The following is a 17,798-nucleotide window of genomic DNA, read 5'->3' as shown; positions in this document are numbered from 1 at the left end:
TCACGAAAATTTCATGCAACCTTCGCGGTTAATTCACATGCGCTGACAAGAATCATCACCATTGATTCACTAAGGACAGACCATGAAAGAACTGCCAAACCCAACCATGCCTTTGTCGTTCATCGATGTGCCCCGGGGGTCACTTCATCGAAACGATCATGACGCTCAAAAAGTTTCTGTCACTGCCCAAAAAACTGAAACACGCCCAGCCCTGATTGTTGAGTGGGCCAAGCACCAAGACGAAGTGCGTGAGGCGCAGCGTCTGCGTTACGACGTGTTTGCCACCGAGATGGGCGCACGTTTGAAAGACAGCATTCCTGGTCACGACATTGATTTGTTCGACGACTTTTGCGAACACCTCATCATCCGTGACGACGTGACCGAGCAAGTCATTGGCACTTACCGTGTGTTGACACCAGCCCAAGCCAAGCGCATTGGTAGCACCTATTCAGACCTCGAGTTTGACCTGACACGTTTGCGCCAGTACCGCGAACGCATGGTCGAGCTGGGTCGCAGCTGTGTGCATCCTGAGCACCGCCACGGCGGCGTCATCATGGCTTTGTGGGGCGCATTGGCCGAGTTCATGGTGCGCAACAAGCTGGACGTGATGATTGGCTGTGCCAGCATTCCCATGCTGCACCAAGGCGTGGTGAGTGGTGAAGTGGCTGCCAGCATTTGGCACCAACTGAAGAAAACACATTTGGCGGACATCGAAAACCAAGTCACGCCACGTTTGGCTTTGCCTGTGGAGCAGTGGGAAGTCAACCCCGCGTTTGAACCACCTGCATTGATCAAAGGCTATTTGCGCTTGGGTGCCAAAGTGTTGGGCGCACCTGCGTGGGACCCAGACTTCAACACAGCTGACTTGCCCATGTTGATGAAGATCAACGACATGCCACCGCGTTACCGCAAACACTTCTTGGGCGCTTGATGCACTACAGAGCCATCTTCATCTCGGACTTGCATCTGGGCACGCCCGGTTGTCAAGCAGACGCTTTGCTCGACTTCTTGAAAGCGCATGAGAGCGACTATTTATACCTGGTGGGTGACATCATTGATGGCTGGCAATTGCGTCGCCGTTGGTATTGGCCGCAGGCACACAACGACGTGATTCAAAAGCTGTTGCGCAAAGCACGTAAAGGCACCCGTGTCATTTACGTGCCTGGCAACCACGATGAGTTTGCGCGACATTTCTTAGACCACCATTTCGGTGGCATTGAAGTGATGGACGAGGCGGTGCACAAAACCGCCGATGGTCGCCAGTTGTGGGTGATTCATGGCGACTACTTCGATGCGGTGGTGCAACAAGCCAAGTGGTTGGCCTATGTGGGCGACTACTTGTATGAGTTCACCCTCAAGCTCAACCGTTACTTGAACAACATGCGCGGTCGTTTGGGCTTGCCGTATTGGTCGCTCTCTGCCTACCTCAAGCACAAGGTGAAGAAGGCCTTGAACTACGTCACCGATTTTGAAAATGCCGTGGCGCACGAAGCTGCCAAGCATGGTTACCAAGGTGTGGTGTGCGGCCATATCCATCGCGCTGAGATTCGTGACGTGAACGGCATTTTGTATTGCAACGATGGCGATTGGGTGGAAAGCCGCAGCGCCTTGGTGGAAAGCGAAACGGGCGAGTTGTCATTGCTGTTTTGGGAGACTGAGCCTGTCATGGTGAGTAAACCCCAATTGGTCAACGTCACATGAAAATTGCCCTCATCACAGACGCTTGGCGTCCCCAGATCAATGGCGTGGTAACGACTTTGGTTGAGCTGGTGGACCAGCTCAATGCCAAGGGCCATGTGGTGGAGGTGATTCATCCCGACTTATTTAAGACGCGACCATGCCCTGGCTACGCGGGTATTGATTTGGCTGTCAAGCCTTACCCGCAATTGGCCAAGCAGTTGAATGCGTTTGCGCCTGACGTGATTCATGTGGCCACCGAAGGCCCGCTGGGTTGGGCGGCACGCAAATACTGTTTGAAACATGATTTGCCATTCACCACCGCTTTTCACACGCGATTTCCCGAGGTGCTCAAAGCGGCGCTGCGTATTCCGCTGTGGATGGGCTACGCCATTTTTCGCCACTTCCACAAACCCTCTGCGGGTGTGATGGTGCCCACACAAGGTGTGATGCGCTTGTTGGACGGTTGGGGCTTTAAAAATTTGCGCAGCTGGACGCATGGTGTGGACATGGGGTTGTTTGCTTATGCCGAGACCGTGGCCAGCTATCCTGATTTGAGCGATTTGCCGCGCCCGATTGCCTTGTACGTGGGTCGTGTGTCTTATGAGAAAAACATCGACAGTTTTTTAGCCATGCCATGGCACGGCAGCAAAGTGGTGTGCGGAGTGGGGCCGCTTGAAAAAGAGCTGAAAGACAAGTTCCATCATGTACGTTGGTTGGGCGTGTTGCCGCGTGGTGAGTTGGCCCGTGTGTATGCCACGGCCGATGTGTTTACCTTCCCAAGTCGCAACGAAACCTTTGGCTTAGTGATGCTCGAAGCCATGGCGTGCGGCACGCCTGTGGCGGCCTACCCAGTGGATGGCCCACTGGAAGTGTTGCGCCCCGATGTGGATGCCCCGCATCACCGCAAGGGCGGTGTGTTGCACGAAGACTTGGCCTATGCCAGCCTAGAGGCTTTGAAAGTGCCCCGTACAGAAGCCCGTGCCCAAGCGCTGACATTCAGCTGGGATGAGTCCACCCGTTTGTTTGAACAGCACTTGGTACCTATTGCGCGTCGCGATCAATCCGGTATCAAGGTGCATCCATGACACCGCTGTATTTCGTTGCAAACAGTCTGGCCGACCCCACCTTTGAAGCTTATTTAAAGGACACCCATCGGTATTTGGATTACCGAGATGTCAGGGAACACTTGTTACCCAACTTGTTTGCCTCGTTGGCCGAGGTGACTCAAGGTCGAAGTTTTCGGTTCACATGTGCCAACCGATTTGATGGGCAATTTCCAGCGATTCGCATTCAATCGCCTGTTGGGTTTGTGCCCGATCTGATTTGGATTGAGTTTCCCGCCCGGCACGAATCCTTTCGAATCAAGCACTCAGCGCAAGCCTTGAATGTGCAAGGGATGGACATGTTGGAAAACCATTTGCGTGTGCTGTTGATCATGGGCTTTGCACACTGGTCACCTAAATAGTTGCGTGGAATGCCCAAAGGTTTTTATTTTCTGATCGGTGCCCAATTTGCATCGGGGCTGGCTGACAACGCGCTGCTCATCTTAGGCATCTACTTTCTCAACGAGCAGGGCTATCCGGGCTGGTGGGCGCCCTTGTTGAAGTTTTCTTTGACCTTGGCCTATGTGCTGTTGGCCTCGTTGGTGGGGCCACTGTCGGATGCCTTTCCTAAAAACCGTTTGATGGCCTACATGAACGCGCTCAAGATGGTGGGCGTGTTGCTGTTGCTATTGGGCGTGCAGCCGCTGTGCGCGTTTGCGCTGATTGGACTGGCTGCTTCGGTGTATGCGCCGTCTAAATATGGGCTGGCTACCGAGTCCGTAGAGCCCCGTTTTTTGGTGCGAGCCAATGCTTGGCTCGAGGTGTCGGTGGTGCTGTCGGTGGTGCTTGGCATTGCGTTGGGTGGTGCCTTGACTGGTTTGACGGAGTCGGGTGTTGCTGCTGATTTTGCCGATGTGTTTTCGTTCGCATCAGGTGTCTTGGTGGAGACCCAAACCTTGCCTGCGATGGCCTTGGTGCTGTGCGTGTACTTGAGTGCTGCAGCCTTGAACTTTGGCCTGCAACCCATGCGACGTCGTGTGGCCATGGCTCTCCTCACATGGCAGTCCGTGCGCTGGGGCACGTTTTGGAAAACCAACCTCAAGCTTTGGCGTGATCCGCTGGGCGGTGTCTCGCTGTATGTCACCACCTTGTATTGGGGCGTGGGCGCAGTGATGCAATTTGCCGTGTTGGTGTGGGCGCAGCAAACCTTGGCGTTGACACTCAAAACAGGTGCCTATTTGCAAGCCTTGGTGGCGGTGGGTGTGATTCTTGGGGCGTTTTTGGCAGGCCGTCGTTTCAAGCTGCACTCAGCACGTCAGTCCTTGCCCTGGGGTTTGTTGTTGGCGGTGCTGTTGCCCGTGATGGTGTGGGTGACCAATGTTTGGTTGGCTATTCCACTGTTGTTGTGTGTGGGCGTGGCAGGCGGCATGTTGCTGGTACCCATGAACGCTTTGCTGCAGCACCGTGGCATGCAAGTGCTGAGCTCAGGCCGATCGATTGCGGTGCAAGGCTTTAACGAAAACCTGTGCGTGCTGCTGATGTTGGCCGCTTACAGCGCCTTGCTGGCCTTTGGTGTGTCGCTCACGTTCATCATGCTGCTCTTGGCCACAGTGTTGATCGCAGGCATGGCGCCTTTGTGCTTGTTGCTGTGGCGCCAAGTGCGTTAAGTGCGTTAAGCGTGATCCGCATCGAGCTTTTGCCAAGGGTCGATGTGGGTCATCAAGTTCAGCACGCGGTGGCGTTGCATGACACGACGACGTGCATCAACTGCAATGTCGTGCCCAGCTTCTACTGTGATGGCTGCATCTACTTCGATGTGAGCATCCACCACGATCATGTCACCCATTTTTCGGGTTTTGATGTCATGCGCATCTTTGACACCCGGCGTTTCAAGCAAGGTTTGACGAATGGCGATGACTTCTGCTTCGTCGGCTGAGCGATCCATCAAATCGTGCAAGGCGTCCCAACCAAATTCCCAGCCCATTTTGGTCACCATGAGGCCAACCACCAGCGCAGCAATGGGGTCGAGAATGGGGTAGCCCAAGAGGTTGCCCGCAATGCCAACGCCCACGACCAAGGAAGAGGCGGCATCAGAACGGGCATGCCATGCATTGGCAACCAGCATGCTGGATTTGACTTCTTTGGCCACAGCCAACATATAGCGAAACAACAGCTCTTTGGCCACCAGCGCACCCGCCGCGACATAAAGTGCCAGCACATGAACTTGTTGCAATGACTCTGGGTGTTGAACTTTGTCGACCGCTGAAAGCAGCATGCCAACGCCCACTGCCAACAGCAGCAAACCCAAAATCAAGGAGGCCGCCGTTTCGAACCTTTGATGGCCGTAGGGGTGCTCTTCGTCGGCATCTTTTTGGCTGTGATGGTTGGCGATCAGCACCACAAAATCGGCTACCAAATCAGACAAGGAGTGAATGCCGTCAGCGATCAAACCTTGTGATTTTGAAAACACCCCTGCTGCGATTTGCACGCACGTCAACACCAAGTTAACACCCACGCTGACCCAGGTGCAGCGCGATGCAGCTTGCGCGCGGGCTTTGATGTCTGATTCGGATGTTTCCGAGTCGTGCTCAATCTCAGAAAAGTTCATAGGAGGTTGATTTAAAAAATTGATTCTGGAATGTAGCGCAGGCCAAAAGATATCCAGCGGTTGTTCGTTGTGCCGTTGTACTGTTGACCTATGGTGGTGTCGACTTGTAGCAAGTTGGGGATGATTGAGTAGCGTGCACCCGTTTGCCAGTAAGGCTTGGCTTTGTGGTCGCCAAAAGTCTCGGCAATCAGAATCATGCGACTGCTGGTCTGAATCTCTGCACCAAAGCCATAAGTCATGCGTTGCTCATTCGTGGCTTTGTCTCGCAGCCAGCCTACGTTGGTGTGATAAATCACTTTGTCATTGAGCGTGGAGATGGACAGAGGGATGTAAGCGTAGGTATTGCCCAAACTGTTGGGACCTGCGGTAGCACTTGGGTGGTTGATTTGTCCCACCGCCAAGCCCCAGCCGTAACCGTTGGTGGTGAGCTCTTGAAACAGCGATTTGCCTTGCAACACATAGTCGTTGGTGGCGGGTTCGCCTGTGTTTTTGATGTGACCACCGCCGGCTGTGATTTCAAAATTCCCCGTGGGGTTGCAAGCGGGCAGGGCCCATTTTTCGTTGCTGTTTTTGTAATGGCGCGTCCAGCTTTCCAGTTGGCAGCTTTCAGCTGTTGTCAATCGCGCATCGTCTGTCATGAAAGGACGTGCCGCAAAAGCAGAGCAGCCAACGAGCAATGAGAGGCTAACGAGTAAGTGACGCATGGCGAATCGTTTAAAAAAAGACATGGATGAATGTGTGGTGACGGTGTGTCTGCTCGATGACGCAGCAGGCATCAAATGCGGTGAATCTCCACCGTGATGTGCACCACTTCTTCGTGAATGGCCAGTTGCTCACGCACAAAAACGGGGGTGAGTTGGTGGTCTTTTGTCACCAAGCTCAAGGCGCAGGCGTAAGCATTTTTACCCACGCGCCAGACGTGTAAGTCTGTCAAGTGGGTGGTGTCAGGGCTGGTGTTTTGTGCCAGCACGTCGCGAATTTCGTCCACCACAGGGTGGTCCATTTCACGGTCTAACAGTACTTTAGCGGTGTCTTGCACCAAACCCTTGGCCCATACGGCGACCAAGACGGCCCCGACGATGCCCATGGCCGGATCGAGCCAAGACCAGCCATACATCCAACCGCCCAACAAGGCCACGATGGCCAGCACAGACGTGGCTGCATCGGCAATGACGTGGATGTAGGCTGATTTCAAATTCAGGTCATGCTGATGTTCATGCCCGTGATGCGAATGGTCATGGCTATGGCTATGGCCGTGGTGCGCATGGCCCAGAACCCACGCGCACACCAAATTCACTGCCAGGCCCAAAACGCCCACAATGAGTGCTTCTTGGTAATGGATAGGTTCGGGTGAGAGCAGTCGCTCAACCGAGCCGACCACCATCATGGCGGCCACACCCAGCAAAAAGATGGCACTCGTGAACCCCGCCAAGACTTCAATCTTCCAAGTGCCAAAGGCAAAGCGCGTGTCTTTGGCGTATTTGCGAGCGGCGGCATAGGCAAACGCACTCAGGCCAATGGCCACCGCGTGCGAGCTCATGTGCCAGCCATCAGCCAGCAGCGCCATAGAGTTGAACCACCAGCCCGCCGTGATTTCGACCAGCATCATGGCTGCGGTGATCCACATGACGACGCGGGTGCTTTTTTCAGCCGCTTCACTGCCTTCATCAAAGATGTGATCGTGGATCCATTCAGACAGAGGGGTGTTGTTCATGGAGCGCCTAGCAATCAAAGAGACAAGCATTATCCCAGTTCGATGGCGCGTTTGAAAATGGTTTCCACTTGGCTGGCGATTTCATCCCAGCCCAGCTGCGCCACACTGATGCGTGTGAATTCACGGGCTTGCACGAGTGTGGCGCTGTCTTGCGTGATCTCGAGTGCGCGCTCAATGTAGGTGTGTGGTTCGTCGCTGGGGACCAGCCAACCATTTTTCCGGTCGTCGATAAATTCACCGGCAGCTGCGCAATCAAATGCCAACACAGGTGTGCCGCAGGACAGTGCTTCAAGCGTGACGTTGCCAAAGGTCTCAGTCAGACTGGGGAAAAGCAACACGTCTGCACTGGCATACAACGTGGCTAATTCTTCATGGGTACACATGCCCACAAAAATCGCATCAGGGCATTTGGCTTGCGTCACGGCTCGCATAGGGCCATCGCCTGCAAACACCATCTTGACCTTTCGACCTTGGGCAATCAGTGTTTGATAGGTTTGAATGGTGAGGTTGAGGTTCTTCTCGGCAGCCAAACGGCTGGTCGACAACAGGACCATGGTGTCTGGGGTGACGCCCCAGCTTTCACGCATGGCATCGCTGCGTTTGTTGGGGTGAAAGAGTTGCGTGTCTACGCCGCGTGCCACCACTTTGAGGTTTTTGAAACCCATGCCCTCGAGTTGATCTTTCATGGCCTGCGTTGGCACCATGGTGAAAGCCGTGCGGTTGTGAAACTTGCGCAAGTAAGCCACGATCGGTTTGCTGAGCCAGCCCACGCCATAGTGCTGGCAGTAGCTGTGAAAGTTGGTACGGAAATCTGAGGTCACAGGCAGACGAAGCGTCTGTGCCGCTTGAAGGGCTGACCAGCTCAGCGGACCTTCGGTGGCGATGTGAACCAGGTCAGGGCGTCGGGTGCTCCAAGCTTTGATGAGCGCTTTTTTACTGGGCAAACCCAGCTTGAGTTGGGGATATCGGGGGATGGGCAGGCCACGCAGCAGCAACTCGGACCAACCGACATTCTCGACCCCCGCATCGTGTTTGTCTTGGCGTGGACGAATGAGCTGAATGGTGTGCTGGCGGTGCCCCAAATGTTGAATCAACCGTGACAGAGTGACTGCAACACCGTTGACTTCTGGTGGCCATGTTTCTGTGACGACTGCAATGCGTAAGAAGCGCTGTGCAGGTTCGAAATTTTCGACCAAGATAGGTGTCGTGCTTGTGATGTCCATCCTGGCATGGTTGCTGATGAATTTAACAACTTGATGACAAATTGAAGTTGTCAAAAAATATTTCATCGATATTTCTTTTGCCTGTCACCAAATTTTCACATGACACGACCATGATCACCCTGTCTTGATACACATGAGGAACAGACGTGAAAAAATTTCTAGAAGAGTTGCGCATTCAACGCTGGGATGACCACCGTTATTACCACCATTGCCGCATCAATCAGTCACTGCATTTGCTCAGCGCACTTTGCTTTCTGGTTTCCTACGCTTTGCTGTTTGTCAATCCTGCTTGGGCTGCTTTATTGGCTTGGCTGGTTTCCATGACAGCGCGTCAATCGGGCCACTTCTTTTTTGAACCCTTGGGCTATGACCATGTGAACGAAGCCACCAACGATTTCAAGGAAGAAATCAAAGTTGGCTATAACCTTCGCCGCAAAGTCATTTTGTTGAGCATTTGGGTGTTGTTGCCTTTGGTGATTTACTACTTCCCCGGTTTGTTCGATGTGGTGCCTACGCATGACACATGGGTAGAGTTCTCAGAAGCTGTGGGCTACTCTTGGTTGGCATTGGGCGTGGGTGGCTTGTTGTTTCGCACCATCCACTTGTGCATCATCAAAGACGTGCAAACGGGCTTGGTGTGGATGACCAAGATCGTCACAGACCCGTTCCATGATGTGTACCTGTATCACAAAGCCCCTTTCCAATTGATGCGCGGTCAACGCTTTGACCAAAACTTCTTGAACGCCAGCCATTAACAGCTGCAAGACAGATCAAAGGGGTTCAGGTCATATGACCTGAACCCCTTTTGCTTGGTCAATGCCTAAGTGCTTGACTTGAAGAAGCTTTCTTTCAAGATGCTGCGACGGATGCTCTTATTGGTCAGCTCGGGTGAGTGCCACCACCAGCCATCGCTCTTCATTTGCGTCGCGGCCAACACAAAGCGTTGCAACACAGCCTCAAAGTCAGCGTCGCTGTAATTGAGGCTAAAGATCAAACGGCCTGTCCCCACCCAGCTCAATGCCAAGCCTTGGATGCGCAGGTAATACTGCAGCATCCAGTTGTAGCGGCTGGGCTGTGTGTAGAACAGGGTCCACACGCTGGACATGTTGGCGGCTTGCAGCGGAATGTCATGGGCCGTCATGGCCTCGTTGAACAACTTGCAACGAGCATTCCAGCGTTCGTCGAGCCCGTTGTAGATGGCTTGAATTTCTGGTGTTTCGATTTGGTCTAAAAAGGCTGACATCGCGCCCATCACCACGGGGTGCTCTTTGAAGGTGCCGCGCGCAAAGCAAATGTCTGCTGGGCGGTCTGGGTGGAAGCGGTGCATCCATTCCTTCTTGCCGCACACCACGCCCACCGGCAAGCCGCCGCCCAGTGTTTTGCCATACGTCACCAAGTCGGCTTGCACGCCGAAATATTCTTGTGCGCCGCCCGGCGCCAAGCGGAAGCCTAAAAACACTTCATCAAAAATTAACACCACGCCGTTGTCGGTGCAAGCTTGGCGCAGCTTGTGCAGCCACGCTGTGTAAGCCTCGCGGTCATAAGCTGCTTTGCGGCTGCTGTCGACCAGCGTGGTGTCGCCGGGTGCATTGACGTTGGGGTGCAGGGCTTGCAGTGGGTTGACCAACACGCAAGCAATGTCTTTGCGCGTGCGGATGACCTCTAAGCTGCGCTCGCTCATGTCACTGAGTGTGTAGGTCTCGCGTGGGGGCATGGGGTTGCCTGGGCCGGGTTGCACGTCTTCCCACCAGCCGTGGTACGCGCCACAAAAGCGCACCAAGTTCTTGCGCTTGGTGTGGTAGCGGGCCAAGCGCACGGCTTGCATCACAGCTTCGGTGCCCGACATGTGGAACGACACCTCGTCCATGTCAGAAATCTTTTTCAACCGTGCGGCGTTGCTGGCCACGCAGGGGTGGTACACGCCGAGTGTGGGACCCAAACTTTGTGTTTTGGCTAGGCCCTCGGCCATGGTCTTTTTGTAAAAGTCTGCGCCAAATACGTTGACGCCATAAGAGCCGGTCAGGTCATAAAACGATTGGCCATCCAGGTCGGTCACGTGCACGCCAGCAGCCGATTGCAAAAACGAGCCCACCTTCAAATGCTCTTGCACCAAGGGGCTGAACTGAAACGGCACACGGTAGGCAGCAATGAACTGCATGTCGGTGATGTCTTGTCTGGCCGCCGCACTGGCTTGGATGCTCAAAGGGTGGCGCGCTTTGAGTACTTCGGCAATTTTGAAAAATGCTTGACGGCGTAGATTCTGTATTTCGAAGGGCGCGTTGTCACATTTAAAGAATATTTCCTCGTCAAAATGGTAGCCAGGTAGCAGGCGAGCGAGGCGTTTGGCCATGCGCGAATGACCGGTCAGCGAAGGGTGCTTAGCGCGTGAGAGTTGAAGTCGTCGGTAAATCGAAGGCGTTAACGCTGCCAAGGCCCCCAAGCTCATCCATGTGGTGTTCACAGTCAATTTCCTTGTGTTAAAGATGTTTCTGTTTTATTCAATTTAAGTGACAAGATGATGAAGATTCGAGATAAATTTCAAAATTTAATGCTGCAAGAAGATCTGAACTTTTTGGTGACCAATCGCATCCCCCGCATCACGCTCACGCGATTCATGGGCTGGTGGAGCCAGCTGCGCAACCCTTGGATCGTGAAGGGATCGATCGCCGTGTGGCGCTGGTTCACTGATTTGGATTTGACCGAGTCCAAACAACAAAAATTCGCCAGCCTGCATGAATGCTTCACGCGTGAGTTGCTGCCTGGCCTGCGCCCGATTGACCCTCGTGCTGACATATTGAGTTCGCCGTGCGACTGCATCGTGGGCGCGTGCGGCGAGATTCGCGATGGCATGGTGTTTCAGGCCAAGGGCTTTCCGTACACCTTGGACAGCCTGTTGAGTTCACCCGATTTGGTGCAGCGCTGGCCCAGCCTGCTGGAGGGCGGCACCTTTGTCACCATGCGCTTGACCAGCAGCATGTACCACCGCTTTCATGCGCCTTGTGATGCGCACTTGAGCCATGTGACCTACATCTCGGGCGACACCTGGAATGTCAATCCGATTGCGTTGACCCGTGTGAAAGAACTGTTCTGCAAAAACGAACGTGCGGTGTTGCAAATGCAAACGAATCAAGGTGTGCCATTTTTGATCGTGCCCGTGGCTGCTGTGTTGGTGGCCAGCATGCGTTTTCATGCGGTGGATGTGCTGCTGAATCTGCGCTACAAAGGCCCGAACGACATTCCATGCGACGCCGACTACACCAAGGGCCAAGAGATGGGGTGGTTTGAACATGGCTCCACCATTTTGGTGTTTGTGCCACCGGGCTACGCACTGGCCGATGGCATTGAAAGTGGCAAGCGCCTGCGCATGGGCGAGGCGCTGTTGATGAAGCGTTAAGCGGGTGTGTGGGCAATTAATTTTTGAATGTCCATGCTTACGACCGCAGCCGCAAGACACAGCAACAAGCCCGTTGCTATTTTTGTGCCGTAATGTCTGCCACCGCTCAAGTAGGCCAGAGAGACTTTTGAGCAAACGCTTGCCCCGAAAATACCAATCACGCCCCAGCGTGCTGTGGTTGACGGGTCGGTGTGTGCAGGACTGAGCTGTGCAATGCCTACGGCTGCGGCTTGTATTTCAACCAAGCCCACGACGATGGCGGTGGCCAAGGTGCCCGAGTCGCCAAACACGGTTCGCAGCCATGCCGAGCACAGGCTGACGGCACTGATGACGGCCGCAATCATCAAGGCATGTGAAATTTGAAAGGCATCGTCTGTGGCAGGCAACTCAAAGGGGATCGCGTTGCTGGCCCCGCGTATGAGGTAGACCGCGACCAGAGCCAACACAAGCCCAGCGGCTGCCAGCGGCCAGGCCAAGGACATCATCAACTCTGGCGAGACAGCGCCCAGCACCAAGGCGAACAGCATGAGGGACGACAAGGTGGACAGCAGCGCAGCGGCGCTGGCAATGGTTGAAAGCTCAGGGTTGGCTTTTGTTTTTCGACCAAATTCAGCCACCGCCGCCGTAGAGGAAATGAAGCCCAAGAAGAAGCCCGCCAATGGCAAGCCCCATGTCACACCTGAGGCGCGCATAGCGATGTGGCCCAGCATGCCCACGCCCATGATGAGGACCACGATCTTCCACATCACATAAGGCTTGAGTGCGTTCCACGGGTCAATGGCATCCATGGGCAAGAGGGGCAGGGCCACCAAGGCGGCAGCGCACAGCATCAGGGCATCTTTGAGTTCTTGCTCTGTCAAGATTTCTTGGCTGAATCGGCGCAAGGGCTTTTTGACAAACAGCAACGCTGCCACCACCACACCAATGCCAGCTGCGAGCGATGGGTCATGCATGGCCAAGCCTGCCAGGACGATGTTGAGCATCAAGGTGAACTCGCCCGTCATGCCCGGGTCTTCTTGGGCAGTCTGGTGGTAGCCCACGGCAATCATGACACCTGAGATCAGCAAGGCGGCAATGAAAATTTCTGGCCCCATACCAAAGGTGATGGCACCTAACAGCGCCACGATGCCGTGTGTGCGAACACCGGCTTTCATGGGCCCGGGTTTGTGAAGACGTTCACGCACAGTGCCAATCAGTAAGCCAATACTCAACGCGGTGAGCAACCCCAGATAAGATGTATTCCAGTTCATGTCTTCATCTTAGTGAATGCACTGTGCGTAGCGTCCATGTCGTGATCAAGGTGGGCGTTGTCTGTCATTTTTAAGTCATAAATGTCACACATTTGTCACGTTAAATTGCCACACTAGAAGTCAAGATAAAGAGGCAAGTCCATGACAACAGCAACAACAGCGAAACAGACGCTCACGTCCAAGAACGTCAAAGCGCAATGGTTAGACCGCGATCAAAGCTTGCTGGCTTTCAATGCCCGCGTGCTCGATTGGGCCAAGCGCCCTGAAGTGCCTTTGCTCGAACGTCTGCGCTACTTGTGTATCGTGTCTTCCAACCTCGATGAATTTTTTGAGGTGCGAGCCGCGCTGTATGCCAGCTTGGACCGACCCTTGGCCCCGCTGGACGCCGCAGGCGTGTTGGCCCAAGACTCACTGAGCAAAGTGGCGCATGACTTGGTCGATGAGCAATATGCGCTGTACAACGAGGTGTTGCTGCCCGCGTTTGCCAAAGAGGGCGTGCGCATTTTGTCGTTCAACGAACGCACCTTGGCGCAACACCAGTGGGTGAAGTCGTTCTTTGAGCGCGAAGTGCGCCCCTTGTTGTTGCCTGTGGGCTTAGACCCCGCGCACCCATTTCCCCAAGTGGCCAACAAGTCGCTCAACTTCATCGTGCGCCTGTCGGGCAAAGATGCATTTGGGCGTGACAACGAAATTGCCATTGTCAAAGTGCCACGCAGCTTGCCGCGCTTGATGGCCTTGCCCGAAAAATTGTGCGGTAAGCGCCAGTTGTTTGTATCTATTTCCAGCGTGATTCGTGCGCACTTGAAAGATCTGTTTCCAGGGCGTGAGGTGGGCGAGTTCTCGCAGTTTCGCGTGACGCGGCATTCAGACCTGTCGGTCGATGAAGAAGACGTGAAAAACCTGCGCACGGCGCTGCGTCAAGGTTTGGTGCACCGCAACTACGGACAAGCGGTGCGCTTAGAGGTGTCGTCGGGTTGCTCTGAGTATTTGTCTGAGTTTTTGCTGGATCAGTTTGAGTTGCCCATCTCAGCCCTGTACCGCGTTCACGGCCCTGTGAACTTGGTGCGCTTGAACCAGCTGATTGATTTGGTGGACAACCCCAAATGGTTGTTCCAGCGCTACAGCGCAAGCTACCCCGAGCAGATGGTGACCAATGGTTCCATTTTTGATCGACTGCGAGCGGGCGACGTGATGATTCACCAGCCCTATGAGAGCTTTGACGGCGTGCTCTCTTTCTTGCGCGAAGCGGTGCGTGATCCGAGTGTGCTGGCCATCAAGCAAACCATCTACCGCACGGGCGCGGACTCGGTGTTGATGGAGTTGCTGCGCGAAGCGGTGCAGCGTGGCAAAGAGGTGACGGTGGTGGTGGAGCTCAAAGCCCGCTTCGATGAAGAGGCCAACATCAACTGGGCCGAGAAGCTTGAGTACATCGGTGCGCAAGTGGTGTATGGCGTGGTGGGTTTGAAGACCCACGCCAAGATGCTGCTGGTGTCGCGCCGTGAAGGGCGCAGCATTCGCCGCTACGCGCATTTGTCCACGGGCAACTACAACCCGCGCACAGCCAAGCTCTACACCGACTTGAGCCACATCACCAGTGACCCCAAGATCACGCAAGACGTGGAAAGTGTTTTCAGTCTGCTGGCCAACCAAAGCAAGATTCCGCGCTTGAACAAGCTCATGATTGCGCCGTTCCATTTGCAACGCAGTTTGATCGAGAAGATTGAAAAAACGGCACTCGCTGCCAGCAAAGGCGTGGCAGGCCGCATCATCTTGAAAATGAACACGCTCACCGATGAAAAGCTCATGGAAGCTTTGGTGCAAGCGGGCCAAGCGGGTGTGCAAATTGATTTGATCATTCGCGGTGCCTGCATGTTGCCCGCGCAGCGCCCGGGTGTGACTGACAACATCCGTGTGCGCTCCATTATTGGCCGCTTCTTAGAACACTCGCGCGTGTTTTATTTCCGCACGGGCAATGACGAGTCTTTGTATTTGTCCAGCGCCGACTGGATGAACCGCAACATGCTGCGCCGTGTCGAGTTGGCTTGGCCGGTCGAAGACGCTGCCTTGCGGCAACGCGTGATTGACGAATGCTTGGTGGCGTATTTGCACGACAACGCAGACGCGTGGGCCATGGATGCCCAAGGCCACTACACCCGCGTGCAACCGGCCAAACCAAGACGCAGCAAAGGCATGACCACGCAAGTGGCCAAGCCGGTGAAAACACATGGGGCTCAAGCGGCCCTGATGGCATTGCACGGCAACAAAATCTGATGATTGAACTAGGGGCTGCGATGGACTTGATTCTGTGGCGTCATGCCGAAGCTGAAATAGCCCCTGAAGGGGGTGACGACTTGTCTCGTCCACTTACCAAAAAGGGCGAGAAACAAGCGGCCCGAATGGCCGCTTGGTTGGATCGTCATTTACCTGAAGGTACGCGCGTGTTGGTCAGCCCATCGGTCCGCACGCGGGAAACCGTGGCACCGTTGGCGCGTAAATTTAAATTGCGCGATGAGTTAGTGCCAGAGACTTCGGTGGCCGATGTGTTGGCCTTACTCAAATGGCATCCAGAGACGGGGCCGCAACTGAAGGGGCATGTTTTGCTGGTGGGGCATCAGCCCTATTTGGGGCAGTTGGTGGCGCAGTTGTTGGGAATGAAAGAAGACACATGCCCTGTGCGCAAGGGCGGTGTGTGGTGGCTACGCACCCGCGTGCGCGACGGCAAGGCACAAACTGTGCTGCTCACCGTCGCGTGTCCAGAGCTTACTTCGAGCTCTTGGGACGACCGGTCTTGATGGTCGGCACGTTGCTCAAAGCAGCTTTGAACTGAATGTCGCTCATGGCGGCGAGGGCTTTGACGCCTGCACGCAGCAATTCGCTTTTCTTCACAGCTTGGCCAAGCTTGCCAGCGCGGATTTTGAGGCTGTCGATGACGATGTATTCGTCTTTAGGAATGGTGAAGCTGTCGCGCACCAACTTTGGTTTTTTCACTTTGGTGGTTTTGACTGCTTTGACAGGGGTGGCGGCTTTGACTGCTTTGACAGGCGCTTTTTTGACTGCAGTTTTTGTCACCACTTTGGTAGTGGCTGTTGTGGTCGCTTTTTTCACAACAGGCTTCTTAGCGGCTGGTTTTTTCACAGCTTGCTTTTTAGCAGCTGGTGCTTTGGCAGCAGCTTGGACGAGTTTTTTTTGAGCAGTGGTGTTCACTTGTTAGTTCCTTATGGATGAATCGATTAAACAGTTTATACCGTTAATTCCAAAACACCTACTGTCACATACGTCATCTGTTTGTCACAAACTCAAACAGCCACGGCGCTTTTTGCCACGCGCTTGTTTCTAGTTTGAGCAAATGCGTCGATTGTGGGTAGTCACTGACCCATGATTCAGGCGCGGTGAGGGTGACGCGTTGCTTGTGTTCGTCGCATGCCAAGTGCAACATGTGGTGGTCTGGGTCTTTGCGTGCGTGGCACAAGATCACGCTCAAACGCAAAGCCATGAGCAGTTTGGCGAATTCGTTTTCTTCCAGCTCGGCTTCGAGTTTCTTCAGCTTGCCGCGCTGGCCCAACACCAACAAGCCAAGACGATGCAGCTCAAACATGCTGAAGCCCACCAAGTCAGCGTTGTCCAAAATGTAGGCGCCGTGCTTGTGATAGTCGCTGTGAGAAATAGCCACACCCACCTCATGCAACTGTGCCGCCCAGTTGAGTTTTCGGCGCAGACGCTGCATGTGTGCGTCATCTTCTTGCGATTGGATGAACATGTCTTGCAGCAAATGCTGAGCCACTTGGTTCACGCGTTGGCCTTGTTGGATGTCAATTGCAAACTTCAGAGCTAAGCGCTGCACCGACAGATCACGTGTGTCCGTGTTGTGGTCTTCACGTTCCACCATCTCGTACAACACGCCATGGCGCAAAGCCCCTTGTGCCACGTGAAGTGTGTCGATTTGCAAAATGGTCATCAGGGCACGCAAGATGCTGACGCCACCACCAATCACAGCACGTCGGTCATCGCGCAAGCCTTCGAGTTGCACCTTGCTGGCGCTGCCAGCACGGACCAAACATTTGACCAACCAATCCAGCCCGTCTAGGGTAATTTCGCCATGAGGAAATCCCGCCAGTTCTAAGATTTCAGCCACCGCGCCCACGGTGCCTGATGCACCGTAAGCTTTGTGCCACTGGCTGCGCGGATAGGCCGAGATGGCTTCCTCTAAAACAGCTTGGGCGGCAATGTCGGCACGGTAAAAACTTTGATCTGTGAATTCGCCTTCTTGGAAATACTTCATCGACCAGGTAACGCTGCCCACGCGAAATGACGCGGTTTCAGACGCATTCAGGCCTTGACCCAGCACCAGTTCGGTGGAGCGCCCGCCAATGTCAATCACCAAGCGACGCTGGTTGTCGCTGGGCAGCATGTGGGCCACGCCTTGGTAAATCAAGCGAGCTTCTTCGGTGCCCGCAATCACTTCGATGGGGAAGCCCAAAATTTCGCAGCCGCGCTTTATAAATTCTTCACGGTTTTTGGCTTCACGCAGCGTTTGCGTGGCCACGGCACGCACCTGTGCTTTTTTGAAACCCGACAGGCGCTCGGCAAAGCGGGCCAAACATTCCCAGCCGCGCTGCATGGCTTCGGAGGTGAGGTTGCGGTCAGCGTCCAAACCGTTGCCTTGGCGAACGGTTTCTTTGAGGTATGCCACACGTTGTATTTGTCCGTGGTCGTAACGACCAATTTCTAGACGAAAGCTGTTGGAGCCCAAATCAATGGCTGCGAGGAGTGTGCCGTGTTTCATGAAAACAATATTACCGTTTAATGATGACAAATATATGTCATATCTTTGTCACGATGGCTGATCAAAATATGTTTTTAAGTTAAGACCAATTTTTTGCAGTTAA

17 protein-coding genes are annotated in these 17,798 nt (G+C 54.3%); 9 read left to right on the top strand and 8 right to left on the bottom strand.

What is annotated here, in order from left to right; translation table 11 throughout:
• Window positions 1–82: 82 nt before the first annotated feature.
• From RMR24_RS07410 to lplT, 5 genes are read left to right on the top strand one after another with little or no spacing between them, the layout of a single operon-like run.
• Window positions 83–931 (top strand): GNAT family N-acyltransferase, encoded by an 849-nt coding sequence (locus tag RMR24_RS07410; protein WP_310614440.1) that lies wholly within the window; start codon window positions 83–85, stop codon window positions 929–931.
• Entirely contained in the window at window positions 931–1,701 is a 771-nt protein-coding gene (locus RMR24_RS07405) for a UDP-2,3-diacylglucosamine diphosphatase (protein WP_310614439.1), read from the top strand. Before RMR24_RS07410 ends, RMR24_RS07405 begins: the two co-directional genes overlap by 1 nt.
• Window positions 1,698–2,765: a glycosyltransferase family 1 protein gene (locus tag RMR24_RS07400; RefSeq protein ID WP_310614438.1), complete on the top strand. Its 1,068-nt coding sequence runs from the start codon at window positions 1,698–1,700 to the stop codon at window positions 2,763–2,765. Before RMR24_RS07405 ends, RMR24_RS07400 begins: the two co-directional genes overlap by 4 nt.
• Window positions 2,762–3,145 carry a hypothetical protein gene (locus RMR24_RS07395; RefSeq protein ID WP_310614437.1) on the top strand — a complete coding sequence of 128 codons (384 nt, stop codon included), beginning with the start codon at window positions 2,762–2,764 and terminating at the stop codon, window positions 3,143–3,145. The genes RMR24_RS07400 and RMR24_RS07395 overlap by 4 nt, the downstream gene beginning before the upstream one ends.
• Window positions 3,146–3,154: 9 nt before the next feature.
• Window positions 3,155–4,390 (top strand): lysophospholipid transporter LplT, encoded by a 1,236-nt coding sequence (lplT, locus tag RMR24_RS07390; protein ID WP_310614436.1) that lies wholly within the window; start codon window positions 3,155–3,157, stop codon window positions 4,388–4,390.
• Window positions 4,391–4,395: 5 nt separating this feature from the next.
• Here lplT and RMR24_RS07385 read toward each other — a convergent pair whose 3' ends face one another.
• The 4 genes from RMR24_RS07385 to RMR24_RS07370 all read right to left on the bottom strand — a co-directional run bounded on the left by RMR24_RS07385 (window position 4,396) and on the right by RMR24_RS07370 (window position 8,268).
• Complete coding sequence (locus RMR24_RS07385; protein WP_310614435.1) at window positions 4,396–5,331, bottom strand: cation diffusion facilitator family transporter; 936 nt, start codon at window positions 5,329–5,331, stop codon at window positions 4,396–4,398.
• 11 nt (window positions 5,332–5,342) lie between these two features.
• The gene (locus RMR24_RS07380; RefSeq protein WP_310614434.1) at window positions 5,343–6,035 is read right to left on the bottom strand and encodes a hypothetical protein; all 693 of its coding nucleotides are present in this window, start codon (window positions 6,033–6,035) and stop codon (window positions 5,343–5,345) included.
• 71 nt (window positions 6,036–6,106) lie between these two features.
• The gene (gene dmeF / locus RMR24_RS07375) at window positions 6,107–7,045 is read right to left on the bottom strand and encodes a CDF family Co(II)/Ni(II) efflux transporter DmeF (RefSeq protein WP_310614433.1); all 939 of its coding nucleotides are present in this window, start codon (window positions 7,043–7,045) and stop codon (window positions 6,107–6,109) included.
• Between the two features lie 29 nt (window positions 7,046–7,074).
• Window positions 7,075–8,268 (bottom strand): glycosyltransferase family 1 protein, encoded by a 1,194-nt coding sequence (locus RMR24_RS07370; protein WP_310614432.1) that lies wholly within the window; start codon window positions 8,266–8,268, stop codon window positions 7,075–7,077.
• Between the two features lie 146 nt (window positions 8,269–8,414).
• Between RMR24_RS07370 and RMR24_RS07365 the strand changes: the two genes are divergently transcribed.
• Window positions 8,415–9,023 (top strand): hypothetical protein, encoded by a 609-nt coding sequence (locus RMR24_RS07365; RefSeq protein WP_310614431.1) that lies wholly within the window; start codon window positions 8,415–8,417, stop codon window positions 9,021–9,023.
• 65 nt (window positions 9,024–9,088) lie between these two features.
• Here the strand turns inward: RMR24_RS07365 and RMR24_RS07360 are convergent, their stop codons facing one another.
• Complete coding sequence (locus RMR24_RS07360) at window positions 9,089–10,729, bottom strand: aminotransferase class III-fold pyridoxal phosphate-dependent enzyme (protein WP_310614430.1); 1,641 nt, start codon at window positions 10,727–10,729, stop codon at window positions 9,089–9,091.
• 87 nt (window positions 10,730–10,816) lie between these two features.
• Between RMR24_RS07360 and asd the strand changes: the two genes are divergently transcribed.
• Complete coding sequence (gene asd / locus RMR24_RS07355) at window positions 10,817–11,662, top strand: archaetidylserine decarboxylase (protein ID WP_310614429.1); 846 nt, start codon at window positions 10,817–10,819, stop codon at window positions 11,660–11,662.
• On the opposite strand, the gene RMR24_RS07350 is transcribed toward asd, so the two are convergent.
• Window positions 11,659–12,912: a DUF4010 domain-containing protein gene (locus RMR24_RS07350; RefSeq protein WP_310614428.1), complete on the bottom strand. Its 1,254-nt coding sequence runs from the start codon at window positions 12,910–12,912 to the stop codon at window positions 11,659–11,661. The genes asd and RMR24_RS07350 overlap by 4 nt on opposite strands.
• 141 nt (window positions 12,913–13,053) lie before the next feature.
• Here RMR24_RS07350 and ppk1 point away from each other — a divergent pair, with 141 nt between their 5' ends.
• The gene (ppk1, locus tag RMR24_RS07345) at window positions 13,054–15,183 is read left to right on the top strand and encodes a polyphosphate kinase 1 (RefSeq protein WP_310614427.1); all 2,130 of its coding nucleotides are present in this window, start codon (window positions 13,054–13,056) and stop codon (window positions 15,181–15,183) included.
• A 20-nt stretch (window positions 15,184–15,203) separates the two neighbouring features.
• Complete coding sequence (locus RMR24_RS07340) at window positions 15,204–15,704, top strand: histidine phosphatase family protein (RefSeq protein WP_310614486.1); 501 nt, start codon at window positions 15,204–15,206, stop codon at window positions 15,702–15,704.
• On the opposite strand, the gene RMR24_RS07335 is transcribed toward RMR24_RS07340, so the two are convergent.
• The gene (locus RMR24_RS07335; RefSeq protein ID WP_310614426.1) at window positions 15,673–16,116 is read right to left on the bottom strand and encodes a hypothetical protein; all 444 of its coding nucleotides are present in this window, start codon (window positions 16,114–16,116) and stop codon (window positions 15,673–15,675) included. The genes RMR24_RS07340 and RMR24_RS07335 overlap by 32 nt on opposite strands.
• Before the next feature lie 73 nt (window positions 16,117–16,189).
• On the bottom strand, window positions 16,190–17,695 hold the full coding sequence (ppx, locus tag RMR24_RS07330; protein ID WP_310614425.1) for an exopolyphosphatase: 1,506 nt from the start codon (window positions 17,693–17,695) through the stop codon (window positions 16,190–16,192).
• Window positions 17,696–17,798: the final 103 nt, after the last annotated feature.

It is taken from the genome of Limnohabitans sp., assembly GCF_031539105.1.
In the GTDB taxonomy this organism is placed as follows: Bacteria; Pseudomonadota; Gammaproteobacteria; order Burkholderiales; family Burkholderiaceae_C; genus Limnohabitans.
This window is presented reverse-complemented; position numbering and strand designations above follow the sequence as displayed.